This is a genomic window from Mycolicibacterium chlorophenolicum (assembly GCF_001044235.1).
GTDB lineage: Bacteria > Actinomycetota > Actinomycetes > Mycobacteriales > Mycobacteriaceae > Mycobacterium > Mycobacterium chlorophenolicum.
This window is the reverse complement of the sequence record NZ_JYNL01000041.1, coordinates 1-23,278: the sequence shown is the minus strand read 5'-3', so window position 1 is coordinate 23,278 and position 23,278 is coordinate 1. Positions and strand designations below refer to the sequence as shown.

Here is a 23,278-nt window from a genome sequence, read left to right as displayed (position 1 = left end):
GGCGGCACGATGAATGACATGGACGCTACTTCGCAGGTCTCAGCAGACGGTGCCAATCCTCGATACCGCGCCCTGGTCATCGACGACGAGGCACCGCTGGCTGAAGTCGTCGCCAGCTACCTCAAGCGCGAGCACTTCGAGGTGACGCAGTGCCACAGCGGGACGGAGGCGGTGCTTGTGGCTCGAGAGGTGGATCCGGACGTCGTCGTGCTCGATCTGGGGCTGCCCGGGCTGGACGGCGTGGAGGTGTGCCGCCAGCTGAGGACATTCTCCGACGCCTACGTGGTGATGCTGACCGCGCGCGATACCGAACTCGACACGGTCGTGGGCCTGTCCGTCGGTGCGGACGACTACGTCACCAAGCCGTTCAGTCCGCGGGAGCTCGTCGCCCGTATCCGAGCCATGCTCCGGCGGCCGCGCACGGCTGGCGCGCCGAGTTCACCTGCCCGCGTGGACGCTGACGTGCTGCCGCCGCGAACTTTCGGTGCGCTGTCGATCGACGTCGCGAGCAGGCAGGTGTTCCTCGACGAGGAGCTGATCCCTCTGACGCGCACCGAGTTCGACATCTTGGCCGCGCTGTCGTCGCGCCCTGGTGTGGTGTGGAGCCGCGGCCAGCTCATCAACACCGTGTGGGGCGAACCGTGGGTGGGCAACGAGCATCTCGTCGACGTCCATGTCGGTCACGTCCGCCGCAAGCTGGGCGACGACCCGGCGAACCCGAAGTTCGTACACACCGTCCGCGGCGTGGGCTACCGGATGGGGACGGGGCAGTGAACGCCTCGAGCGGCTTCGGCGTGCGCCGCCGGCTTCTGCTCGCCCAGACACTGGTACTCATCGCGGGTGGAGTCACCACGTGGGTGGTGGCGTCGCTGGTCGGACCGCCGTTGTTCCGCGAGCACCTGCACCGCGCCGGCATCGCCCACGACTCCAACGAGCAGTTTCACGCCGAGCAGGCCTACCAGTATGCGACCGCGCTGTCCATCGCGGTCGCGATCACGGTCGCCGCCCTGACCGCGTTCATCGTCACCGCCGTCTTGAGCCGCCGCCTGCAGCATTCAGTCGCCGAGGTCGCAGCTGCCGCGTCGTCGGTGGCCGAGGGGCACTACGACATCAGGGTGGCACCGCCCCGGCTCGGCGACGAGTTCGATGAGCTGGCGGGCGCGTTCAACCGTATGGCCCAACGACTTCAAGCCGTGGAAACGACACGCCGCCAGTTGTTCGGTGACCTCGCGCACGAAATCCGCACGCCCGTAGCCGTTTTAGAGGCATATCTAGAGGCTTTGGAAGACGGGGTCAAGACACTCGATCAGCCGACTGTCGCGATGCTGCGGGAGCAGACCGGTCGACTGGTGCGCTTCGCGGCCGACGCCGCCGCTCTTGCCCAGGCCGAAGAGGCCCGCGCTGCCATCGCCCCTGGGTGGGTGGACGCGGGAGAAGTCGCGCAGGCCGCCGCGGCGGCGATCGCCGATCGCTACGCGGCCAAGAACGTCACCCTGAGCACCCGTATCGACAGGACGGTCCAGCTGTGGGCAGATCGGCAACGACTGGCCCAAGTGCTGGGCAACCTGCTCGACAATGCGTTGCGCCACACCCCGGCGGGCGGTCTCGTCACCGTGGAGCTCACCCACACCGCCGGCGAAGTGATGTTCACTGTCGCCGACAACGGCGACGGCATCGCGGCTGAGCACGTCCCCCACGTCTTCGAACGGTTCTATCGCGCCGACTCCGCCCGCGCCCGCAACCACGGGGGCTCTGGTATCGGACTGGCCATCGTCAAGGCCCTGACCGAAGCCCACGGCGGCCACGTCAGCGTGGCCAGCCGAGGGCCAGGTCAGGGCACGACGTTCACCGTCACCGTGCCGGTGTTTACGTCGACGACAGCGCGCGCAGTCGACCGGCCCGTCGGCGCCCCGACCAGCTCCTGACTGACGCGTTGAATCACGTTGCAGGGAATGCCGTTACGTGTGGAGCATCGTCGCGTCTCTACAGCGAACTGAGAATCTGGTTCATCGTGTCGATCTCCTTCTGCTGACTGCTGGCGATCGATTTGGCGAGCGCGATCGCGTCAGGGGACTGACCGTCCTTAATCTCGGTTTGCGCCATGGCGATAGCGCCCTGGTGGTGCTTGATCATCTGAGTCAAGAACAGCTTGCTGGCCTCGACTCCCTGGGCATTCTGCAGCGCCTGCATGTCGGCAGGCGACATCATCCCCTCCATGGCGGGCATGTCACCCATACCCGGCATGCCCGGCATACCGGGCATCATCGAACCGCTCGGCATCATCGATCCACTGGGCGTCATCGAGCCACTGGGCGGGGTGGTGGGCGACGCGGTGTCGGATCCGTGCATGCCGCCGTGGTCAGTCGGCGCGTTCCCCGGTTGATCATTCATTCCGGGCATCCCGTTCATGCCCGGCATACCCCACTGGTTCAACCAACCCTGCATCCGCTCGATCTCCGGACCCTGTGCAGCCTTGATCTGCTTGGCCAGGTCCACGACCCGCGGGTCGATGCCCTGCTTGGCCAGGATCATGTCGCTCATCTCGACCGCCTGCTGGTGATGCGGGATCATCATGCGGGTGAACTGCATGTCAGCCTGGTTGTGGGCGGTTGCCGACGCCGTCGACGACTGAACTGACGACGAGGCCGAGGACGGTGCCGACGACGATGTCGCCTCATTGCCCGAGTTGCTACACGCCCCGAGAGCCGCGACCGCAGCCAGCGCGGCCACCCCGGTCACCACAGTCCTTGTCTTGTACACAACAGTTCCTTTCCTGGATCAGCTTGTCGATCTTCACCTTCCAGCGTCTCGGGCTTCGCGAGGGCTGGCCGTAGTGGTTCTGTGAAGATTCGATAAAGAACGGTCCGTGCGATCGCTACCGCATGAGGACGGCGGGAATTTCGGGGAAGCTGATCTCATGTCCATTGCCATCTCGACCTCCCTTGAGACCTCTTTCGCTGACGCTGTAGCCCGTACCCGCCAAGCGTTGGCCGAGCAGGGTTTCGGGGTGCTCACCGAGATCGATATGAAGGCCACGCTGAAGCAGAAGCTCGGTGCCGACATGGAGGACTATCTGATCCTCGGTGCCTGCAACCCACCGCTGGCCCACCGCGCAGTGGATGTCGACCGTCAGATCGGGTTGCTGTTGCCGTGCAACGTCGTCGTCCGCGCCGACCCTGACACCGCGACCCGGGTCGTGGTTGAGGCGATGGATCCGCAGGTGCTGGTGCAGGTGACCGGCGAGGCCGCCCTACAGCAGGTGGCCGACGAGGTCGCGGTCAAGCTCCGCGCGGCGATCGACGCGCTGAGCGCCACGTCTGGAGCCCCGTCTTAGGCGACCCGCGACACCTCCTCACGAGATGTGGCCGGCGGTGAGGGCAGTTTGAGCCGTTTGAGCATCAGCGCGTTCACCGCGACGATCAGGCTCGAACCCGACATCGACAGCGCGGCGATCTCCGGGCGCAACACCAGGCCGAAGGCAGGCTGGAAGACGCCGGCGGCGATGGGCAACGCGATGACGTTGTAGCCCACGGCCCAGCCGAGATTCTGACGCATCTTCCGAAGGGTTCCCCGCCCGATGCGCAAGGCGATCGGAACATCGAGAGGGTCGGAACGCATCAGTACGAGGTCGGCGGTTTCGATCGCGACATCGGTGCCGGCGCCGATGGCCACGCCGAGGTCGGCTTGGGCCAGCGCAGGGGCATCGTTCACACCGTCACCGACCATGGCGGTTCTGCGACCTTGCTTCTGCAGGTCGGCGATCGTAGCGGCCTTGTCGCCGGGAAGCACTTCGGCGATGACCGTGTCGATACCGAGTTGGCCGGCGATGCGGGCGGCGGTGGCCTGATTGTCGCCACTGAGCATCACGACCTGAACCTGCATGTCGTGCAGTGCGCTGACCGCCTCGGCGGAGGTCGCGCGTGCGGCGTCGGCCAGAGCGATCACCCCGACTCCGCGCCCGTCGACCGCGATCAGGACCGCGGTGCGCCCGGTGGAGGCCAGCTGGTCGCGTTGCGCCATCAATGAATTCGGGACGTCGACATCCTGCTCGACCATCAATTTCCGGTTGCCGACCGCAACCCGTCGCCCGTTCACCGTGGCGGTGGCGCCATGGCCAGGTACGTTGCGGAACTCGCTCAGCGGTGCGGCGACGACCCCCCGCTCGCCGGCATATCGCACGATCGCCGCAGCCAGTGGGTGCTCTGATTCGATCTCCACCGCTGCGGTCAGGGCCAGCAGTTCGTCTTCGCTGATCCCGTCGACGACGAAATCTGTGACCTCAGGCTCGCCTTTGGTGAGCGTGCCGGTCTTGTCCATCACGACTGTGTCGATGCGCGCCGCGGTCTCCAGGGCGGTGGCGTTCTTGAACAGCACCCCGCGTTGCGCACCCAAACCGGTGCCCACCATGATCGCTGTCGGGGTCGCCAGGCCAAGCGCGTCCGGGCAGGTGATCACCACCACCGTGATCGCGAACAGCAACGCAGACTGCACCCCCGCGCCGGCAGCCCACCACACCAGGAAAGTCACGGTGCCGCCGATCAAAGCGACGAGGACGAGCCAGAACGCAGCCCGGTCGGCCAGCCGCTGACCGGGCGCCTTGGAGTTCTGGGCCTCCTGCACCATCGCCACGATTTGGGACAGCACGGTGTCCGAACCGACCTTGGTGGCCCGCACCCGCAGCGTCCCGGTGGTATTGATCGACGCCCCGATCACATTGTCACCGGGCGACTTTGACACCGGTAGGCTCTCGCCGGTCACCATCGACTCGTCGACTTCGGAATTGCCCTCCTCCACGGTCCCGTCCACGGGGACCTTGGCGCCGGGTCGGATCAACAGCAGGTCCCCGGCGGCCACCTCGGCAGTGGGAATCTCCACCTGCTGCCCATCACGAATCACAACAGCCATCGGGGGGGTCAACTCCAGGAGGGCGCGGATAGCCTCGTTGGCCCCGCCACGGGCTCGCATCTCGAACCAATGCCCCAGCAGCACAAAGGTCGTCAGAACCGCGGCCGCTTCGTAGAACACCTCACCGCCGCCGGTCAGGGTCACGCCGACGCTGTAGAGCCAGCCTGCACCGACGGCTACAGCGACCAACACCATCATGTCCAGGGTGCGGGCCCGCAGCGCCCGCCACGCACCGTCGAAGAAGATCCACGCCGAGTAGAACACCACCGGCAGGCTCAAGACGAAGGCGAACACGTCGTCCCGCAACCCGAATGGTGCCGGGACGGCGAAGCCGAGCATGTCGCGACCCATCGGCGACCACAGCATGATGGGAATCGATAGCACCAGCGCCACGAGGAATCGGTTGCGCATGTCACGCACCATGGCGTCCATCGACATGCCCGCGTGCCCGCCGTGGCCCATCGTGTCCTGCGGAGAGCGCCTCAGCCCAGAGGGCGCGCCGTGGGCGTGTTCATTCCTCGAGGTGGGCATCGGTGAGACGGGCGGATCGGACATGGCATCACAGAGGTGATCGGGCACGGAGCGGCCGGCACAGTGGAAGCCGCAGTCCCGCAGCCACTTCGACAGTTCCGCGACCGACGTCACGTTCCGGTCGAACGCCACGGTGGCGGTCTGATTGACGGCGTTGGCCTGCACCGCGTTCACCCCTGGGCGGCGCAGCAGCGTGGACTCCACCACCGACGCCGAGGTGGCCCACTGCTGCCCGCGCACATCCAGTACCACCGTCGCGGTGGTGGTCATCGCAGTACCGCCTCGACCGCGCTACGACGGTGCGCTGGGCTGACTTGGTTCTTCGAACGCATGCGATTCCCTCCAACTGAGGCCAACGCCATCGTCACCGAACGGGTTATGGCGCACGTATGAATCCGGTAAAGATTCGGCGAAGGACCTCCTCAGCCGAGGCGGCCGCCGGGACACACACAGAGCGCGAGCCGATCGCGTCACCCCGTGCTGCCCCCTCACGCGGTCGACGACCAGGTCATCGACGCTCGGTCTCCTGCGCACTGGCGACGCGATCATGACGTCGGTCCCGCGCGTCGACGTTCGGGTGACCCGTGACCGCCTGCAGACGTCCGCTGCGGGCCAACGTGTGCAGCGCGGCAGCTGAGAGCATTCCGATCACGATCAGGGCGGCCCACACCAGCCAGGCGACATGGTGATCCCGCGCGATCTGCAGCACGTACCCGGTACCGAGGTTTCCGGCGAGGATGCCGGTACCCACCACGGTGCTGTAGAAGCCGTAGTGGGTTCCCACCAATCGACCCCCGGCAAGCGCCACCACGGTGTCCATCTCGAACGGGAAGACGGCGGCCGACCCGACCGCCAGCACCGCGGTGGTCATCAGCAGCGCTGCCACGGCGACAGGTTCGCCTAACCAGGCGTCAGGCACGACAAGCAGTGGCACGAAAGACGATGCGATCACCGACATGCCAATCGCGAGTGCCCGGCCGGACCCCCAGCGCGCGGCGAACCATCGGGTGATTCTCATCTGCGCGGCTACTGCGACAACACCGCTCACCGCAAAGATTGCGGCAACCACAATCGACGCGTGGCCCGGCGCCAGTGCGGCAGCGTGAAGCGGCAGCGCCAGGTACACCTGAAATGAGAGCACGTAGGACCCGGTCATTGCCAGCGCAAACAAGAGGAACGAGCGGTTCGAGGCCACGGTGCGCCAGTCCTGCAGGATCGAACCGGCGCTCTCGGCGAGCGCGGGGTCGCGGCGCGGTAGAGCCAGGAGTTGCGCGATCGTCAACACGGCGAAAACCGCCGCAGCCACACCAGCCGTCAGGCGGAAGTCGACTGCCATGAACGCAAGTCCGACCAGCGGACCGGCCAGGATGCCTGCCTGATAGAAGACATTGAAGACAGCGAACGTCTCCACACGACGCTCACCCGCCTCGGCCGCCAGGTACGCCCGCACCGCCGGATTGAAGAGTGCTCCCGCGAATCCTGTTGCTGCAGAGGCGATTACCACCATAGGAAGCGATTCGGCAACGACGAGCAGTGCGAAGCCACCGGTGCGCAATAGGCAGCCGGCCACGATCAGCGGCTTGCAGCCGAGCCGGTCGGCCAGCGTGCCGCCCAGGATGAACATGCCCTGCTGGGAGAAGTTGCGGACGCCCAGTACCAGACCGACCGCCCATGCCGCCAAACCGAGTGGCCCCGCCAAATAGCCGGCGAGATACGGCATCAGCATGTAGAAGCCGAGATTGATGCCGAACTGATTGATCATGAGGAGTCGGCTCGGCCAGCCGAAGCCGCGGAACTCCCGCACGAGATCGCTCACTGCGACCGCCTGTTCGGGGCCGCGACCGTGGCGCATCGGGTCCAGGACTGAATCGTCACGCATCCGGGATCGTCGATCGTCCGCGGTTCGAGTGGTTGCGCGCGGTTGAGCAGACCGTGCTCGCGGCAGTAGTCGTCGTTGTAGACGGTGTCGAAGTAGCGCTGGGGACCGTCGGGGAAGATCGCCGCGACGGTCGCCCGCTCGGCATGAGTGCGGGCGGCCCAACCTGCGACGAGAGCGACCGCCCCAACGCTCCATCCACCGGTGGCGAAGTAGCCGGCCGCTAACGCTCGACAAGCCCAGACGGCTTCGGCCGGTGCGACCCAGTGGACCTCGTCGAAGGCCTGGTAGTCGACGTTGGCAGGGTAGATACTCGAGCCCAGACCCCGCATCAGCCGCGACTGGACGGGTTGTCCGAAGATTCGCGACCCGACGGCGTCCACGCCGATCAGTTTCATGGCCGGGTTGAATTCACGCAGCACGCGGGCCACCCCGGCCGAGTGTCCGCCGGTGCCCACCGAACACACCAGCACGTCCACGTCGCCGAGTTGGGCGCGCAATTCCAGGGCGAGCCCGCGATAGGCGGTCACACAGTCGGGATTGCTGTACTGATCGGGGTGCCAGGCGGCGGGATCCTCGGCGAGTAGTTGGGTCACTCGGTCGCGGCGGGCCTGCTGCCAACCACCGTCAGGATGCGGCTGGGTGACTTGATCGACGCGGGCCCCGTAAGCGGCGAGCATCCTCAGAAGGATAGGTTCCAGGCCAGGATCGGCGACCACGGTCACCGGGTGCCGGTAGACCATGCCGGCGAGCGCCAACCCGAGGCCCAAAGTCCCGCTGCTGGACTCGATGATCCGAGCACCGGGGCGCAGCGCTCCGCGAGCACGGGCACACTTCACCATGTGCAGAGCCGGGCGATCCTTCATTCCGCCAGGATTGAACCCTTCCAGCTTCGCCCAGAAGCCGCGTTCACCGGCGGTGAACGGCGAGGCGATCCGTAGGACAGGGGTGTTGCCGACCATGGCAGAGGGCAGATGTTCGCGACCCGGGCTCCGTAGATTGGGAGCGTGCACGGGCAATGGGGGTGAGGGCAGAACAGATTTCATCGACGACGTCGCTTTCGCGTGATGGCCGCGACGACATGCGCGGCCGCTGGTCAAGGACAGCAAGCACCGACCAGCTACCAAACACCCGGAGTGTGGGAGGAGCGGGTCTGCTGCTGACTGATCAGCGCCGCGCGACGCAGAACAACGTCAGTAGATCGGGTCCTGATACGGCGTTGATAGCAGAACGAGGCGGACTGCGGCCTTCGGCCGTCCCGGCTTTGGCTGAAAGCCGCCACGCGACCACGAGCCCGAGTACCAGACCCAATGCCAGCAGCATTCCCCGTAGCCGTGGGATCAGGAAATCGGCGAGCGAATCGACGAGGCAATGGGGAAGGCCTGCTCCGACGTGTGCATGGTCGGAGTCGACGACGACGTGCGCAGCGAGCGCCGAAACCGACTCATGCCCGTGGGCGACGGGCGCAGGCTGCGAGGAGGCGGAGCCGAGAGCCGGAACAGCGACACAGAACAGCACCATCAAACCGACTATCGCGCTCAGCGACCTGCCCGGCGGCCGACCCGAACTGTGCATAGTGGCAGCGACTCTAGCATTGGACGCGAATGTCGAACCCATCCTCCGAACTTGATACGGACCCGTGATCACACCGCAACCATGGGCGAAGCTATGGGAATTCGTGCAAGCAATCGACCTAAGGCGGCAATGTATTTGGCGCCGCCGTCGGTTTGAGAACAGCTGCCGGTCGGCGAGTCCGGCCCCTCCACCAGATGCCGCACCACCTGTATCGACGGGCAGCGGAACGCGACGCGATGTGCCGGTGTTGCCTTCTTGTTGATACCCCCGTAGGGTATCCTCTGCGGATTGGGATGACCCCTGCGAGGAGGTCGGATGAAACTCAACGCCTTCGAGCGCGCCGCGATGAACAACCCTCTACGCGCCGCACACCAGCACCACCGTGAGGCAAGGTGGCTGCGCCGGTTGGCCGGCGGCGGCTTGTCCGGTCAGCAGGTGCTGGAGGTCGGGTGCGGACGGGGCATCGGGGCCGAGGTGATCCTGGACCGGCTCGGCGCCCGGAACGTCATCGCCTTCGATCTCGACGAATCAATGGTCGATTCGGCGCGGAAGCGATTGCGCGGGCGGCAGGTACAACTGTCGGTCGGCGATGTGTGTGACATCGCGCAGCCGGCGGCCGGGGTCGACACGGTGGTGGACTTCGGGATCATTCATCACGTCCCGGATTGGCAGCAGGCGGTAGCGGAGATCGCCCGGGTACTGCGCCCCGGCGGGTTGCTGCTGTTCGAGGAGGTACCACGCCAGATGCTGGACACCTGGGCGTTCCGGACCTTGACGGCGCATCCTCGTGAGAACCGTTTCGATGCAGAGGAATTCGCCGCCGAGCTGGCTCGCCACGACCTGCACGGCGCGGGCGGTTTCGAGCGCCACCTCGGTGGCATGGTTTTCGTCGGCGCCGCACGAAAGACCTGAGCTGCCCGATAAGTGAGCGCAGCACACCTGCCCGCCAGCGCACGGCAATGACGGTAAAAATGAGCCTCAGCCGACGAATTACACTGCAGTAGTTTGTGACTAGTGTTTCCAAAGGTGTCAAAGTGATGTACGTTGCGTATCACGGGGTCAGTACGTACTGAACAACTACGTAGATGCTGGGGCGGGTGTGCGCCAAGCCCTGGCCGGCGTGGCACAGCAATCCTGCGCTGCGCCCGAAGGAGACACAGAAGTGACACCAGCCCGAGACCGCGCGCATGCTTACGCCAAACGCACTCGACGGCTTCCGGGGCGGTCCGCCCCCGCGGCAAATACGCTGCGGAGCAGGCGTTCCGCCATGGTCGGAATCGCAGTGATGGCCACGCTGATCGCATTCCCGCACGCACCGGCTCATGCCGACCCGGCGAATGGGCCATGGGACCCGCTCCTGCCCAAGACGCTCAGCGCGGGCGCTCCGGGTGACCCCGTGGCGATCGCCAATGCGTCGCTGCAGGCCACCGCCATGGCGGCGCAGACCACGATGGACTTAGGACGCTTATTCCTGAGCAGACTCGGCATCGCTGGTCCGTCAGGCGATCCGTCGTCCGTCCTCAGAGGCAACCGCCTCAATGGCAGGCAAGCTATCGAGTACGTGATCCGCCGGGCCGGCTCACAGTTGGGTGTGCCGTACTCCTGGGGTGGCGGCAGCCTCACGGGGCCGAGCCGCGGAACCGGGTCGGGCGCAGATACGGTCGGGTTCGACTGCTCGGGCTTGACTCGGTACGCCTTTGCCGGTGTCGGCGTCCTGCTGCCCCGGTTCTCCGGCGCCCAATACAACGCCGGACGCAAACTCCCGCCCTCGGCGGCGAAGCGCGGCGATCTGCTGTTCTGGGGCGCCGGAGGGGGGCAGCATGAGGCCCTTTACCTCGGCGGCGGACAGATGCTCGAAGCACAGCAAACAGGGGTGCCAGTGAAGATCTCACCCGTTCGCACCGCTGGCATGACGCCGTACGTAACGCGCATCATCGAGACGTAGCGCTGAGGGTTCGGACTGTGAGGGCCTCGTGGACAGCCCGCGGAGTCGATGGGCGGGCGTACGCGCCGGTTGGAGAGAGCAGTGATTTGGGCGGCATGGTTGTTCGGGGTGGGCGGCGCGGCCCTGGTCGGCATCGGCGGGTTCTTCATGCTGGCGCGGCCAGCTCTGCTACCCGAGGATCTGTGCTACCTGGATCGCAGCGCCGACGAAATCGCCGATTCGATACCGCGTCTCGGACGCTGGCTGCGACGGGTGTTCGTTGTCCTCGGCGGCTACGCGGCAGCGGCCGGGATTCTCACCATCTACGTGGCCGCTACCAGCGTCCGCGATGGGTCAAAGGGATCGGTCGCTGTCTTGGCGGTTGCGGGCGCGTCGTCCATCGGCGTCATGACTCTGGTGAACATCATGCTGCGTTCCTCGTTTAGGTGGCCGCTGTCGTTCGTCGCCGCAGTGTGGCTCGCGGCGACGCTCGCAGCGGCGGCCATGCCCTGAGGCAGGCCGGACCGCGAGCAAGGATCACGTCCAGGTCGGCGTCAGGACGGGCCGCCTCGCAGTCGGGTGCTCCCCTCCCTCCCCCACCTGAGCTGTTGACGTGCGCTTCATCTACTATCGAAATACGTAGGTAGACGATGAACGTAACGGGTCCGCCGAAGTGTCGCGACCCCCCTTCCCAGCTTGACGGAGCCGCATTGCTACTTGATCGTCGGACGCAGGCCACAGTGCTCGGAGTTGTGCTCATCGTCCTTGGCTCACTCGGCACCATGATTGCGATGTCGCAGGACCGCTGCGCAGCCGATTGCCCAACGCCGCAATCGACCGTGGCCCCCGTCGTCCCATCGCCTACACCGGCTCCGGCCGCCACCACGATGTTTCCGCGAGATGGCGCCCGAGAAGTAGACCCCTTAGGGCCGGTAACGGTGACGGCGACGGCAGGCCGCTTGACCGGGGTCAGCATGATCAACGAGGCCGGCGTCTCCGTCCCTGGCGTCATGACACCCGACGACACGGTCTGGAAGCCCAGTGTCCCGCTGGGCTACGGGCGTTCTTACACGCTGATGGTGAACGCAGAAGGCACCGACGGCCGACCAGTGACTCGAACCTCTTCGTTTTCCACGCTGACTCCTCGGAACCAAACGAGGGCCTCCCTGAACACGACTGCCGGAACGCCGATTCGCGAGGGCGGCATCTACGGAATCGGCACGGTGGTGGTAGCCCATTTCGACGAACCGATGAGCGACCGAGCGGCTGCGGAGCGGCGATTGAAGGTCACGACTTCTCCGCCGGTGGAGGGATCGTGGTACTGGCTCGACGACCAGAATGTGCACTGGCGCCCGAGAGAGTATTTCGCGACCGGCACCGTGGTGACCGCAGAGGCGAATATCTACGGGGCTCCCCTTGGGAATGGTCTGTACGGACAGGAAGACAGCAGAGTCACGTTCACCATCGGCGACGCGCACGTCTCGATCGCCGATGATGCGACGAAGCAGGTCAAGGTCTACGAGAATGGCGTCCTGGTCCGCACCATGCCCACGTCGATGGGAATGGGCGGCACTGAAACAATTGGCGGTCAGAGCTTTTCGTTCTGGACTCAACGTGGCGTCTACTCGGTACTGGACAAGGCGAACCCGGTGATCATGGACTCGTCGACCTATGGGTTGCCGATCAATTCTCGACTGGGCTACCGCGAGACCATCAACTACGCCACCCGGATCAGCACAGATGGCATCTATCTGCATCAACTCGACAGCACAGTGTGGGCTCAGGGGAACACCAATGTGTCGCATGGATGCCTGAACCTCAACGGGGACAACGCGAAATGGTTCTATGAGTTCTCGCAACCTGGCGACATCGTGGAAGTCCGCAACACCGGCGGCGAACCGTTGCAGGTGTGGCAGAACGGCGACTGGAGCGTTCCGTGGGACCGGTGGCTCGCCGGCAGCGCGCTGCGGTGAACGCGGGTAAGTAGCGCACCATCGGGCGCCCCGCTGGCTGACATGGTCCACAGGCGAGAGCCACCCGGCCCCAGCAGCTGAAGTTCGGCGGCGGACCCCTCAGGTGAGGGCTGCGGGCGCGCACAACGACCTGGAGTGCCCGGGGCAGTATTCCCACAGCCCGATGACCGCCGTCGTGCTCAATCACGCCACCGCGGGCGGTGCCAGGCATCAACCTGATTCGAGGTCGGACAGAGGGCCGTCGAGTGGCGCCGCGTGCCGGATGCAACGTCAACGACACTCTTGACACCGCTATACCCCCAAGGGGTATATTGGCGTCATACCCCCGGGGGGTAATCAGAGGAGGATCGTGCACATGGATACACCCGCCTACGCGGAATCCCGCGTCGACTACCTCAAGCGGTTGCGCCGCATCGAGGGGCAGGTGCGCGGCTTGGCGCGGATGGTCGAGCAGGACGCCTATTGCATCGACGTACTCACGCAAGTTTCGGCAGCCACAAAAGCGCTGGAGTCGGTGGCTTTGTCGCTCCTCGAAGAACATCTCTCCCACTGTGTGCACGACGCCGTGAAGCAGGGCGGCGAGGTGGCCGACCAAAAGATCAGCGAAGCCTCGGCAGCCATCGCTCGTCTCGTGCGCTCCTGAAAGCTCGTATCGCAAACCGCTCTCACAAGGGAAGAAGCCACGATATGTCCCCGAATACTCAGATCCCGCTCACCGCGGTTTCATCCGCGTCGCCAGGATGCTGCTGCTGCGGATCCAGCGCGGAAGGTCCAGCCCAGTCGACACGAATGAAGGAGACGACCATGAACACCGCCCCGACGACATACTCCTACGCGGTGGACGGATTGACGTGTGCGCATTGCGTCAGCGCGGTCAGCGCGGAGCTGTCGGCACTGCCCGGCGTGGAGGCGGTCGCCGTCGAGCTGGTTCCCGGCGGCGTATCCACCGTCACGCTCACTACTGACACACCACCGGCACCTCAGGAAATCGCTGCCGCCCTCGATGATGCCGGCGACTACCGCCTGCTCGCGGGCCCAGAACCCCGCTAGCTCGTTCATCCCCTCTTCCAGCAGGCACCCAAAGGACCCAGCATGAGCCCCACGAAACACGGCGTGGCGGTCGACCAGCCCCACCGTATCGAGTTGTCGATCGGCGGCATGACGTGCGCGTCGTGCGCGGCTCGTATCGAGAAGAAGCTGAACAAGCTCGACGGGGTCGATGCCAGCGTCAACTACGCCACCGAGAAGGCGCACGTGACCTACTCGGGTTCGCTGGATCCGGCAGTGCTGATCGCGACCGTCGAAGCCACGGGCTACACCGCGGCAGTGCCGTCACCGCCCCGGGATGCCGACCAGCCCGGGGCGACTGCCCCAGCCGCCGACGAGGCCGACTCGCTCCGAAGCCGACTGTTGATCTGCTCGATCCTGACAGTGCCGGTGATCGCGATGTCGATGATCCCGGCACTACAGTTCACGAACTGGCAGTGGCTCGCACTGACGTTGGCATCACCCGTCGTGGTGTGGGGCGCACTGCCGTTTCACCGGGCCGCGTGGACCAACGCCCGCCACCGCGCCGCCACGATGGACACGCTTATTTCCTTGGGGGTCGGCGCGGCTTACCTGTGGTCGTTGTGGGCATTGTTTGTCGGGCACGCCGGCATGCCGGGCATGCGGATGCCGTTCACCCTGCTTCCGCAATCGGATTCCGGGACCGAGCACATTTACCTCGAAGTCGCCGCTGCGGTGACCGTGTTCATCCTGGCCGGCCGATACTTCGAGGCGCGGGCCAAAACACGATCGGGCGCCGCCCTGCGCGCACTGCTGCAGATGGGCGCCAAAGACGTGGCAGTCCTGCGGGAAGGAGTCGAAATCCGCATCCCCACCGCTCAACTCAGCGTCGGAGATGTCTTCGTGGTGCGCCCCGGGGAGAAGATCGCTACGGACGGCATAGTGGTGGAGGGTACGTCGGCGGTCGACGCGTCGATGCTCACCGGCGAATCAGTGCCCGTGGAGGTACACCCAGGAGATGACGTCACCGGCGCCACCGTCAATGCCGGCGGCCGATTACTGGTGCGCGCCAGTCGGATCGGGGCTGACACGCAGCTCGCCCAGATGGCGCGACTGGTCGAGGAAGCCCAGAACGGCAAGGCGTCGGTGCAACGGCTGGCCGACCGGGTGTCGGGGATCTTCGTGCCCATCGTCTTGGCGCTCTCGGCGGTGACTCTGGCCGCCTGGCTGGGCACCGGGCACTCGGCCACAGTCGCCTTCACCGCGGCTGTCGCTGTGCTGATCATCGCCTGCCCCTGCGCACTCGGACTGGCCACCCCCACGGCGCTCATGGTCGGTACCGGGCGCGGTGCCCAACTCGGCATCCTGATCAAGGGACCACAGGTGCTCGAATCCACCCGCCGCGTCGACACCATCGTGTTGGACAAGACGGGCACCGTTACCACGGGCCACATGGGCCTGATCGCGGTGAACCCGCGGGCCGGGGAGAACTCCGACGAGGTCCTCACCTTGGCCGGAGCGATCGAGAATGGTTCTCAACACCCGATTGCCACGGCAATCGCCACCGCGGCATCCGCAGGGGGCTCATTGCCGCCGGTGCAGGATTTCCTCACCCACAACGGCCAGGGCGTCAGCGGCGTCGTCGACAGCCACGCAGTAATCGTCGGGACGCTGCGATGGCTCACCGAAGACTGGGCACTGACCGCTCCAGATGACCTCATCGCCATCGCCGAGGACGCCCAGTCGCAGGGTCGCACCCCGGTATGGGTGGCCTGGGACGGAGAAATGCGGGGCGTGATCACCGTCGCTGACACGGTGAAAGACACCTCAGCGCAAGCCATCGAACAATTCCGGGAGCTCGGCCTGCGGCCGATCCTGCTGACCGGCGACAACCGGCGCGCTGCGCTCGCTGTGGCGGCACAGGTAGGCATCAACCCTGACGACGTGATCTCCGAAGTTCTGCCCGCCGACAAGGTCAATGCGGTCAAAACCCTGCAGTCACAGGGGTGCACCGTGGCCATGGTCGGCGACGGAGTCAACGATGCTGCCGCCCTGGTGCAAGCCGATCTGGGCCTCGCAATGGGCACCGGCACCGACGTGGCGATCGAGGCATCCGACCTGACGCTGGTCCGCGGTGATCTGCGCACCGCCGCAGACGCCATCCGACTGTCCCGATCAACCCTGAAAACCATCAAGGGAAATCTGTTCTGGGCATTCGCCTACAACGTCGCCGCACTCCCCCTCGCGGCCTTGGGCCTACTCAATCCGCTGATTGCCGGCGCCGCAATGGCATTCAGCTCGGTCTTCGTGGTCAGCAACAGCCTCCGCCTGCGGCGGTTCGCCAGCATCGCCTCTTCGCCGACGGCCGCTGGTGTCCCGGATACCTCGAAGTCAACGCCTGTCTAGAGGCTGTCGGAAACTCCGTCGCACTGCAGGCCGCAGCCGACGGTACCGAGTGCTTGGGCACCCATTGCACGTGCCCCACGTAAATGACCGCAAACCGCCCATCCCCCGCGCAGACGGTTGCGTAGGGGCATTTAGTCCTCCCGGGGTGAGGTCTTGTGCCGGTGAGGAGGCGGACCTAGGGCGGTTGGCGTGTCGCCCGCGCAAGACGATAGTTACACACGTAGTAACTACGTACTACCCCAGATAGGAGATGACGATGAAGAATCAACATCTTGCGTGGTACGCCCTGGCTTTAGGTGCCGCCGCCGTCGGTGCGTTCGTACTCGGGGTGTCATCTTCGACTATTCTGTTGGCGCTAGTCGTGCTTGTATGCCCCGTCATGATGCTGTTCATGATGGGCGGACACGGGGGCGGGTCCCGCCCCCGGGTCCACCGACGGTGTGCCGCGCAGTAAGTCCGCCAGACCGTCATAAATCGGCGGCCCTCACGCCTCAAAGGTCCGACACCATGGCGAGACCGCCTATGGCTTATGGCCGTTAGCCATCGTCAACGCCCTGTTGTTCGCAGCTTTCGGCTTAGCTCTTCCATCCTCGGACGAACCTCAAGTGGCGCGCAATAGGCGCCTATGCTGCATGCGCGTTGCGCATGATCCGACAATGATGGGCGCTAGACGCTGCGATCGCAGACACGGGGCCCTACCGCGGAGGGTCGGACATACCGCACCTCACTTGTCAGCCACACGCCGGTAGGCCCAACAGCGCCATTAGGGGGCCGGCCAGGAGTGCCGAGACCATGACTGTCATCGCCGCTGTCGATGCGGCATGGACGCGCAGTCGGTTTCGACGCGTCGGCGGCGCAGTAAGCCGTTCGGCGCGCGCCAGCACTGCGACGCCCGCCGCCGCCAGCGCACCGGCCGGGGCCGCGTCGACCAATGAGAGCAACCCGGACAAAAGCGCCGCGCTACCGTGACGACGCGCAGCGGCGTCGTCAGCACACATCTCGAGAAGTCGACCAACCTCTGCGGCACCTTCGGTCATCAATGTCAGGTGAGGAAAGACCGATGCGAGACTACGGAGCGCCGAGACGATGTTCAGGTGGCGCCCTGCAAGATGTGCCCGCTCGTGCGCGAGAACCGCACTCAGCTCATCATTCTCCAGGACCGCTAGCGTCGCGGAGGTCACCACGATCACCGGTGGTCGTCCTGCCACGCAGTAGGCAACAGGCTCGGGGGCGTCGATGACCACTACGTTGGGCTCGCCGGTGAATCGCCCAACCAGCCGGACAGCTTCGGCGTAGTCGTGCGTGCGAAGTCGCAGCCGGGTCAAGGCCCGGAACAGACGAAAAACGGTGACGATCAGTCCCATTGGGATCGCGGCTGCAAGAATGAGCGCCAAAGCTTGTGACGTACCACCATGATCACCAGCGAAGAGACCGTGAAGATGATCCAGGCACGACAGCACCACCAGCTCCGGATGACTCCAATGACGTGCGACTTCGATAACGAAGAATGCGATGGCGCTGGCCCAGGCCACCAGTACTGTCCCGATGGCCGTCAACCAAACCGCAACGCCCAACTTGGGAGAATGGCCCTGTCGGGTAAATCTGGGGAGAAGTCGCGGGCCGGCAAGCAACACCGTAACGCTGTACAACACCAGCCCGGCGGCGGTCAGCACTACTTCTTCTTCCGACGGCTCAGTCGCCGCAACTCAGCACGCAGTTTTTCAGCCTTCTCGGGGCCGATCTGCTCCAGGAAATGGCTGAGCACCAGATCGGAGCGGCCGCCAGTGTCCAGGGCTTCCCGCATCAAGCGTGCGCCATGCTGTTCGCGCGACAGCGTGGGCCAGTACCGATAGGCCTTACCGTCGCGTTCACGTTGCAGCCAACCCTTGCCATGCAGGTTGTCCATCGTCGACATCACCGTGGTGTAAGCAATGCCCCGCTCGGCCGCTAGCTCGTCGAACACTTCGCGAACTGTCGTGGACACCGTTGGATCGCGCTTCCAGATGCGATCCATGATGACCGCTTCCAGCTCTCCAAATCCTCGTATTCGCAACTGCAGCCTCCCAGAACTTCGGCGCTCAGACTACCCCAGGGTCTCGCGGTCTCCGCGAATTTGTTACTACTCCGCTACGGAGATGATTGCCAACGTGCCGAAACCCCGCCGGTGGCCGAAGACGCCCCTGATGACGTTCTGTACAGGCGACTTTCACCTAGAGGACTCAAGGATGGCGTACGCGGCAACGGCGCAGGTGTGTTCCTGATACCTGGGCCGCCAGTGACACAGCCACGAGACGGAGCCACCGTGGGAAGGGGCGGCCCGGCAGTGCTCCGCGCCGAATTCGCAATCGATCGAATCCTTCGGCGCACCTCTGATCCTCCCGTAGTGTGCGCGTCGGGAACTGCACCACACCTCGAACCGGCAGGGAGATCATGGGCAGCCACGGCGGTGGTCGTACGGTGAGCCGGCGACGACTGCTGTTGATCGGCGCGATGAGCGTGACGGGGGCAGCCGCCGTCGCTTTCGCCATCGGCTCACAGCGGCTTGCGGAGGACCGGCAGTCCGGGCCCTCCGCCGAGCAATTGGCGCAAGAACGATGCCAATCCGATGTCCGCAAGCGCCTGGTCGCGCCGACAAGTGCGCATTTCTCTGACATCCGCATCGAGGCAAGCAGCCTTGAAAAAGACGGCAAAGACCTCTTTGCGCTGACGCTGGAAGAGCCCCTCAAGGGCGTCGACAGTTCGCGCATCACTGTCCTCAACGTGTCCGGCCGAGTCGATGCCCCCTCCGAGATCGGTTCGACGATCCAAGACCACTTTGATTGCCGCGCCTACTTCGTCGATGCCACGCTAGCTCACACCCTGGTGGTCTTCGACCACGGACACTGAGCAGTCGCCTCAGTCCGCTCGACGCGCCCGGCTCACCGAGCAGGACTCAACCGTGATCGTGGCGGTGACCGTCCGACTCGAGCTCACCCGGCGACAAGCCGAGCTCATCAACCGTCTCAGCTGAGGATGACTGTCGGGCAACACTATTCGCGGGAGCCGCATGCTCAGCGTGGTCACCCTCGGCAGTGTCGTGGACGGTGTCGTTCGGGAGCGGCCCCGGCTCCGCAGGAGGCGGCGTCGCAACGCTGCCGGGGCTATCCGGTCTTGGTGAACCAGCACTGTGCGAGCCGCCCTCATGGTGTTGGCCCTCTGCATGCGCCCCTGGGACGGCGGGGTGTGCGTCTTCAGCCTCGGCCACTCCCCCATGGTGGTGCTGATGGCCTTGCATGGTCGAAACCAGTCCAACGGTCACAGCACCCGCCATCACGGTGTTCGCGCCGAGCAGGACCAGCGCCCTGCCGACTCCAGATACTTCTTGTGCACGATAACGGCGAACCAAAGCCCATCCGGCGCCCATCACGACGTAGCACTGAAGCAACAGGACTGCGATTCCGGCGGCGTCCACGACCTCGGGCTGGCCTGCAGACGGGCCGAAGGGAGCACCCGCGGTCCGGGACAGGACCCACAGCGCGGCTGACCCGGCGTTGGCCGCGACCCCAGCAGCTAGCAACGCCGATACCGGCCTCGACCAGGCAAGGAGCGCCCAGAGTAGCTGGAACATCGCGATGGACGCGAAAAACAGTCCTGATGGCAACCAGTCACGCCAGTGCATGGGCGCGACCACAATGTGGATAGTCGCCGCGCCGACGGAAGCAATCGCTGCGCACCGGGCAGACAATTGGCTGTCCGTCTTGATCGCATCCTTGGCCGTCACTGCTTGACAGTGGCATAGCAGCCGGACGGGCACGAGAACCAGCGGATAACGGTCGAGTACCAGATCTGCAGCAGGCGCGATCGGCAGCTCATCAAGACGACCATGACGAACATCCAAGACCCGTCGCTCCCCTGATACCGGGATGACTCCGCCACCGACCGCAGCGACTCCTGTCGAACTTCCGCTTCCCGCCGCGGATCGGTGACACGAGATGGAGATCACCCCAGCTAGTGACACCACCCGATCGCGCGCAGTGTTTGTCTGCAAGTGGCGGAGACGAAGTCAGTTTCCGGCCGGCGCGTCGTGAGCGTTGTCGGTGCTTACATTCGATCCTGGCAACGTGGGCACGGCTCATCCATGGCGGAGTACATCGGGCAGTTCTCCATCGGCATCGGCATTTTCATGGCGCCATTGGAGCACCACACCAGAGGTGCAGCCTTGGCATCGGCATAGACGACCGCCATCGGTTCTGCTCCTGCGGTATCGAAATGGACTTTGCCACTTGAAATTTGGCCTTGAGCGAGTGTGCTGGCGGGGGCAAGCCGGCGACGTAGACCAGTTCATGGTCCACCGTGCGTTATCCAGTGCGGCAGCCCCAGACCGAACAGATATGTGCGCGTCAACTGGGAATCTGGACGGCGTAGATCATCGAGGTCGATGACCCCGGTGCCACGGCAACCGGGCGCGACCCGCAGCAGCCCGATCGTGTGACACCACCACGCGAATCAGCGGCGTCAGTACTTGGCAGCGTTGCGCGGCAGTCCATGCCCTACCGGCGGCTTTGGCCCGCGTGTAGTCGAAGCCGGGCGGGGGCGCCCGGCCCAGGAACTGTTACGTCCTGGGCGGCCACCCTGCCCTCATCCGGTCGGCGCAGGCCAACACGGGTCAGGCGCAGCACCGACATGACGAATCCTCATCCGAGGCGGTTTCCGACTGGCCCGTGTCGCCGCCCTCGGGTCGCCAGTCGAAGGGGAAGTGCTTGCTGGAGCCGCCGCGGTATTCGTGCGACCACTCAAAGCCGACAGCGTCATCACGCTCGACGACTCCCCATGTAGCGACCTGCCCGGGCCCGACCTCGGCGCCCGGCGCGTTGACGGTCGTGACACGCTGGTTCGGATCAGAAGTAGGGCCAGTCAGCGCAGCAACCCGCACATCCACCTTGGTCGGAATTTCGGCGCGCCAATAGGCCAGATCGTCTGCGGACTCGAAAGTGATGGGCGCGTACTCGATACCACGCAGATCCGCTATCAGGCTTGCGAATTCGGCTGGCCAGCCGCCTACCTTGCCGGTGAAGATCCGCTCCAACGCCTCCCGCTGGGGGGCATCGGCCTTGGCGTCGATGTAGAACATCAGCTTCATCATCGCGTTGGGGTCACCGACCCACATGTTTCCGGTGAACTCGCCGAGCGAGACGACGGTCAGTCCCGCGAGATCCACCTCGCCGAAGTGGCCCTCGCGGACATGCCAGACGAGGGTGAACAGGCAGTCACCGTGGGTGGGCTCCTGGGCGAAGCTGCACGGGCAGGGCAGCTTGCAGCTGCACACATCGAACCAGTCACCGCGTAGATGCCAGTCGACGGCTGTCGAGGTACGTGTCATCACCTTCCATCCTTTCCTATACCCCCTGGGGGTATTTAGTCAGGTAACCGTAGCGCTCGAAACGCTGGTGCGCAAGTACCCCTAGGGGGTATATTTGGGCGATGCGCAATTCGGATCGCCGCAGTCGTGTCGAAGCGTCGCGATGGCGATATCCACAGTCGGTTTTCACCACGTCGGCATCACGATTCGTTGTCGCGGTTCTGGTACTGGTCGCCGTACTGGCGCTGGGCGCGTGCACGTCGATAGGTCCACGCCCAACGTCGACGTCGCAGACCCAGACGCCCACCGCCGCCCGTTTGGTGGACCCCGACGAGTTCGCTGCAGCGATCGCCGAGCCCGATCGGGTGACGGTGAACGTCCATGTGCCCTTCGAGGGCGACATCGCCGGCACGGACCTGTCGATCCCGTTCGACCAGATCACTGAGCAGGCCGGTCGACTCCCGACCGATCGCGGTGCGGCGTTGGCAATTTACTGCCGGTCTGGGCCGATGAGTGCGACTGCGGCTGAAGCGCTTCGCGGTCTCGGCTTCACCGATGTCGTCGAACTGCGTGGCGGCATGCGCGCTTGGCAAGCCGACGGCCGCGAGCTGATTGGCATATGACCTCTCCGCGGACGGCCTTGGCCGCCCTGAGCTTTACTCCGCTGTTGCCAGAGGCAACTTGCGGTAGCTTTCATGTTCGCCGCGAAGTTGCTTGCGCATCAGACGCTGCTGCTCAACTACTTCCCATGCGAGTGCGACAGCTTCCAGCCATCGTGCGATCTCAAGTGCGAATAGGACATCTCCGGGAGCATCGCGATCGACGGGCGGTTTGTCGGCGTCAATGCACCGGGGAAGCGTTGGCCAGGCGGGAGGGACAAGTGTGGACTTCCAGCCGGCAACCGCTTGTTCGAACATCTTCTGCAGTCGGTCGACCTCGTCGGAGACTTGGGTGAGAGTCAGCGAGAGGTCGATCCTGGCCGTATATCCGCTGGCTCGGGCGCGTCGGCAGGCGCCCAAGCCGGCCCTGGTGGCTGCTAGGTAACGAGCCTCCGTAAGCGATCTCAATGTCGTGGAATCAGTTGCCGCCAGAACCCATGCACCGGACATCCGGCTCAATCCCGACGGGTCGGAGCTCACGTCAACCTGCCAAACAATAATGGCGTCCGCGCTGGCGTCAACGACGGCGACCGATTGATACTCCATCCTCAGATAGCCCTATCCTTGGCCGCGCATTCCTGACAGAGCGTGGGTCGGCGACCTCGAACTCGTGGTCGCTCCCAATGGGTTCCGCAGTCGGCACAGAGCAGGATCACAACGGCGGAGGTCGATTCGCGCGTTCCGTCGCTGCTGAGGTTGACCCCTTCAGGGCGCGGCGCTCCTTCGTCAAACAGCGCCGAGCGCGAGCAGTCAACACACATCGCACCGACGGATTGCCTAGGGGCCATCCATGAGCATCCGCAGGTGACACATACGACGGCGACGCCCGAAGAAGCAACGCGGGCCGATGTCACAGGCCTTCCTGTCTCGAGTGCGAGCACAAATTCGGAGAAGGTGCAGATCGCGACGCCAAGTTGTCGTGCTCGGCGCGCTTTGGCTGACCGGGAGTCACCGTCAGCTGCAACGACTAAGCCTCGATCCACCGATAAATTGGTTGGTCGTGGGGTGTCGGAATGAGGAAAGTGCCCCTTGAGCTGGGAGGATTGGTGTTCTCTACGCATCAATCAGGCCAGTTCAGAAAGG

23 protein-coding genes and 1 pseudogene are annotated in these 23,278 nt (G+C 65.0%); 13 read left to right on the top strand and 11 right to left on the bottom strand.

Annotated features, from left to right (window positions below; translation table 11 throughout):
- The first annotated feature begins 18 nt into the window (after positions 1–18).
- On the top strand, positions 19–774 hold the full coding sequence (locus MCHLDSM_RS17835) for a response regulator (RefSeq protein ID WP_109788867.1): 756 nt from the start codon (positions 19–21) through the stop codon (positions 772–774).
- Positions 771–1,925 (top strand): sensor histidine kinase, encoded by a 1,155-nt coding sequence (locus MCHLDSM_RS17830; protein ID WP_048471314.1) that lies wholly within the window; start codon positions 771–773, stop codon positions 1,923–1,925. The genes MCHLDSM_RS17835 and MCHLDSM_RS17830 overlap by 4 nt, the downstream gene beginning before the upstream one ends.
- Before the next feature lie 58 nt (positions 1,926–1,983).
- Here MCHLDSM_RS17830 and MCHLDSM_RS17825 read toward each other — a convergent pair whose 3' ends face one another.
- Entirely contained in the window at positions 1,984–2,742 is a 759-nt protein-coding gene (locus MCHLDSM_RS17825) for a DUF305 domain-containing protein (RefSeq protein ID WP_407661970.1), read from the bottom strand.
- Positions 2,743–2,917: 175 nt separating this feature from the next.
- Here MCHLDSM_RS17825 and MCHLDSM_RS17820 point away from each other — a divergent pair, with 175 nt between their 5' ends.
- Positions 2,918–3,334: a DUF302 domain-containing protein gene (locus tag MCHLDSM_RS17820; RefSeq protein WP_048471312.1), complete on the top strand. Its 417-nt coding sequence runs from the start codon at positions 2,918–2,920 to the stop codon at positions 3,332–3,334.
- On the opposite strand, the gene MCHLDSM_RS17815 is transcribed toward MCHLDSM_RS17820, so the two are convergent.
- From MCHLDSM_RS17815 to lpqS, 4 genes are all read right to left on the bottom strand, one after another.
- Complete coding sequence (locus MCHLDSM_RS17815; protein WP_048471311.1) at positions 3,331–5,706, bottom strand: heavy metal translocating P-type ATPase; 2,376 nt, start codon at positions 5,704–5,706, stop codon at positions 3,331–3,333. The genes MCHLDSM_RS17820 and MCHLDSM_RS17815 overlap by 4 nt on opposite strands.
- Before the next feature lie 238 nt (positions 5,707–5,944).
- On the bottom strand, positions 5,945–7,252 hold the full coding sequence (locus MCHLDSM_RS17810) for an MFS transporter (RefSeq protein ID WP_082168960.1): 1,308 nt from the start codon (positions 7,250–7,252) through the stop codon (positions 5,945–5,947).
- Entirely contained in the window at positions 7,249–8,358 is a 1,110-nt protein-coding gene (locus MCHLDSM_RS17805) for a PLP-dependent cysteine synthase family protein (RefSeq protein ID WP_048471310.1), read from the bottom strand. The genes MCHLDSM_RS17810 and MCHLDSM_RS17805 overlap by 4 nt, the downstream gene beginning before the upstream one ends.
- A gap of 121 nt (positions 8,359–8,479) precedes the next feature.
- Positions 8,480–8,887 carry a putative copper homeostasis (lipo)protein LpqS gene (gene lpqS / locus MCHLDSM_RS37785; RefSeq protein ID WP_456320047.1) on the bottom strand — a complete coding sequence of 136 codons (408 nt, stop codon included), beginning with the start codon at positions 8,885–8,887 and terminating at the stop codon, positions 8,480–8,482.
- Between the two features lie 315 nt (positions 8,888–9,202).
- On the opposite strand from lpqS, the gene MCHLDSM_RS17800 reads away from it, so the two are divergent.
- The 8 genes from MCHLDSM_RS17800 to MCHLDSM_RS17765 all read left to right on the top strand — a co-directional run bounded on the left by MCHLDSM_RS17800 (position 9,203) and on the right by MCHLDSM_RS17765 (position 16,652).
- Positions 9,203–9,799: a class I SAM-dependent methyltransferase gene (locus MCHLDSM_RS17800; RefSeq protein WP_048471309.1), complete on the top strand. Its 597-nt coding sequence runs from the start codon at positions 9,203–9,205 to the stop codon at positions 9,797–9,799.
- Positions 9,800–10,154: 355 nt separating this feature from the next.
- Positions 10,155–10,832: an NlpC/P60 family peptidoglycan endopeptidase RipB gene (ripB, locus tag MCHLDSM_RS17795; protein WP_082168957.1), complete on the top strand. Its 678-nt coding sequence runs from the start codon at positions 10,155–10,157 to the stop codon at positions 10,830–10,832.
- Between the two features lie 108 nt (positions 10,833–10,940).
- Positions 10,941–11,324 (top strand): hypothetical protein, encoded by a 384-nt coding sequence (locus MCHLDSM_RS17790; protein ID WP_234714097.1) that lies wholly within the window; start codon positions 10,941–10,943, stop codon positions 11,322–11,324.
- A gap of 269 nt (positions 11,325–11,593) precedes the next feature.
- Positions 11,594–12,784, top strand: coding sequence for a L,D-transpeptidase (locus MCHLDSM_RS17785; protein ID WP_082168959.1), 1,191 nt, complete (start codon positions 11,594–11,596; stop codon positions 12,782–12,784).
- A 355-nt stretch (positions 12,785–13,139) separates the two neighbouring features.
- Positions 13,140–13,427, top strand: coding sequence for a metal-sensitive transcriptional regulator (locus MCHLDSM_RS17780; protein WP_048471332.1), 288 nt, complete (start codon positions 13,140–13,142; stop codon positions 13,425–13,427).
- Between the two features lie 161 nt (positions 13,428–13,588).
- On the top strand, positions 13,589–13,834 hold the full coding sequence (locus tag MCHLDSM_RS17775) for a heavy-metal-associated domain-containing protein (protein WP_048471331.1): 246 nt from the start codon (positions 13,589–13,591) through the stop codon (positions 13,832–13,834).
- Positions 13,835–13,876: 42 nt separating this feature from the next.
- A complete protein-coding gene (locus tag MCHLDSM_RS17770; RefSeq protein WP_048471306.1) occupies positions 13,877–16,198 on the top strand; it encodes a heavy metal translocating P-type ATPase in 2,322 nt (773 codons plus the stop codon).
- 250 nt (positions 16,199–16,448) lie between these two features.
- A complete protein-coding gene (locus tag MCHLDSM_RS17765; protein ID WP_322788672.1) occupies positions 16,449–16,652 on the top strand; it encodes a DUF2933 domain-containing protein in 204 nt (67 codons plus the stop codon).
- Positions 16,653–16,929: 277 nt separating this feature from the next.
- On the opposite strand, the gene MCHLDSM_RS17760 is transcribed toward MCHLDSM_RS17765, so the two are convergent.
- Together MCHLDSM_RS17760 and MCHLDSM_RS17755 are read right to left on the bottom strand one after the other, a co-directional pair.
- Positions 16,930–17,871: a M56 family metallopeptidase gene (locus MCHLDSM_RS17760; protein ID WP_048471304.1), complete on the bottom strand. Its 942-nt coding sequence runs from the start codon at positions 17,869–17,871 to the stop codon at positions 16,930–16,932.
- Entirely contained in the window at positions 17,871–18,251 is a 381-nt protein-coding gene (locus MCHLDSM_RS17755) for a BlaI/MecI/CopY family transcriptional regulator (protein ID WP_048471303.1), read from the bottom strand. The genes MCHLDSM_RS17760 and MCHLDSM_RS17755 overlap by 1 nt, the downstream gene beginning before the upstream one ends.
- A 377-nt stretch (positions 18,252–18,628) precedes the next feature.
- On the opposite strand from MCHLDSM_RS17755, the gene MCHLDSM_RS17750 reads away from it, so the two are divergent.
- Positions 18,629–19,084, top strand: a complete 456-nt coding sequence (locus MCHLDSM_RS17750; protein WP_048471330.1) for a hypothetical protein — start codon at positions 18,629–18,631, stop codon at positions 19,082–19,084.
- Between the two features lie 46 nt (positions 19,085–19,130).
- Here the strand turns inward: MCHLDSM_RS17750 and MCHLDSM_RS36255 are convergent, their stop codons facing one another.
- The 3 genes and pseudogenes from MCHLDSM_RS36255 to MCHLDSM_RS17740 form a co-directional block, all read right to left on the bottom strand.
- The gene (locus MCHLDSM_RS36255) at positions 19,131–20,075 is read right to left on the bottom strand and encodes a hypothetical protein (RefSeq protein ID WP_174545990.1); all 945 of its coding nucleotides are present in this window, start codon (positions 20,073–20,075) and stop codon (positions 19,131–19,133) included.
- Positions 20,076–20,278: 203 nt separating this feature from the next.
- Positions 20,279–20,479, bottom strand: a pseudogene (locus MCHLDSM_RS40480) (DUF1942 domain-containing protein); the annotation flags it as partial.
- A 364-nt stretch (positions 20,480–20,843) separates the two neighbouring features.
- Positions 20,844–21,557 (bottom strand): DUF1326 domain-containing protein, encoded by a 714-nt coding sequence (locus tag MCHLDSM_RS17740; RefSeq protein ID WP_048471301.1) that lies wholly within the window; start codon positions 21,555–21,557, stop codon positions 20,844–20,846.
- Positions 21,558–21,856: 299 nt separating this feature from the next.
- Between MCHLDSM_RS17740 and MCHLDSM_RS39500 the strand changes: the two genes are divergently transcribed.
- Positions 21,857–22,159 (top strand): rhodanese-like domain-containing protein, encoded by a 303-nt coding sequence (locus tag MCHLDSM_RS39500; RefSeq protein ID WP_234714096.1) that lies wholly within the window; start codon positions 21,857–21,859, stop codon positions 22,157–22,159.
- Between the two features lie 33 nt (positions 22,160–22,192).
- Here the strand turns inward: MCHLDSM_RS39500 and MCHLDSM_RS37780 are convergent, their stop codons facing one another.
- Complete coding sequence (locus tag MCHLDSM_RS37780) at positions 22,193–22,741, bottom strand: hypothetical protein (protein WP_060937714.1); 549 nt, start codon at positions 22,739–22,741, stop codon at positions 22,193–22,195.
- Between the last annotated feature and the right edge of the window lie 537 nt (positions 22,742–23,278).

Bases quoted from the DNA above. Each gene is read 5' to 3' on its own strand.
- MCHLDSM_RS17835 (WP_109788867.1), top strand. From the start codon at position 19: ATGGACGCTACTTCGCAGGTCTCAGCAGACGGTGCCAATCCTCGATAC.
- MCHLDSM_RS17820 (WP_048471312.1), top strand. From the start codon at position 2,918: ATGTCCATTGCCATCTCGACCTCCCTTGAGACCTCTTTCGCTGACGCT.
- MCHLDSM_RS17815 (WP_048471311.1), bottom strand. From the start codon at position 5,706: ATGACCACCACCGCGACGGTGGTACTGGATGTGCGCGGGCAGCAGTGG.
- MCHLDSM_RS17805 (WP_048471310.1), bottom strand. From the start codon at position 8,358: ATGAAATCTGTTCTGCCCTCACCCCCATTGCCCGTGCACGCTCCCAAT.
- lpqS (WP_456320047.1), bottom strand. From the start codon at position 8,887: ATGCACAGTTCGGGTCGGCCGCCGGGCAGGTCGCTGAGCGCGATAGTC.
- MCHLDSM_RS17800 (WP_048471309.1), top strand. From the start codon at position 9,203: ATGAAACTCAACGCCTTCGAGCGCGCCGCGATGAACAACCCTCTACGC.
- ripB (WP_082168957.1), top strand. From the start codon at position 10,155: ATGGTCGGAATCGCAGTGATGGCCACGCTGATCGCATTCCCGCACGCA.
- MCHLDSM_RS17785 (WP_082168959.1), top strand. From the start codon at position 11,594: ATGATTGCGATGTCGCAGGACCGCTGCGCAGCCGATTGCCCAACGCCG.
- MCHLDSM_RS17780 (WP_048471332.1), top strand. From the start codon at position 13,140: ATGGATACACCCGCCTACGCGGAATCCCGCGTCGACTACCTCAAGCGG.
- MCHLDSM_RS17775 (WP_048471331.1), top strand. From the start codon at position 13,589: ATGAACACCGCCCCGACGACATACTCCTACGCGGTGGACGGATTGACG.
- MCHLDSM_RS17770 (WP_048471306.1), top strand. From the start codon at position 13,877: ATGAGCCCCACGAAACACGGCGTGGCGGTCGACCAGCCCCACCGTATC.
- MCHLDSM_RS17765 (WP_322788672.1), top strand. From the start codon at position 16,449: ATGACGATGAAGAATCAACATCTTGCGTGGTACGCCCTGGCTTTAGGT.
- MCHLDSM_RS17750 (WP_048471330.1), top strand. From the start codon at position 18,629: ATGGGCAGCCACGGCGGTGGTCGTACGGTGAGCCGGCGACGACTGCTG.
- MCHLDSM_RS17740 (WP_048471301.1), bottom strand. From the start codon at position 21,557: ATGACACGTACCTCGACAGCCGTCGACTGGCATCTACGCGGTGACTGG.
- MCHLDSM_RS37780 (WP_060937714.1), bottom strand. From the start codon at position 22,741: ATGGAGTATCAATCGGTCGCCGTCGTTGACGCCAGCGCGGACGCCATT.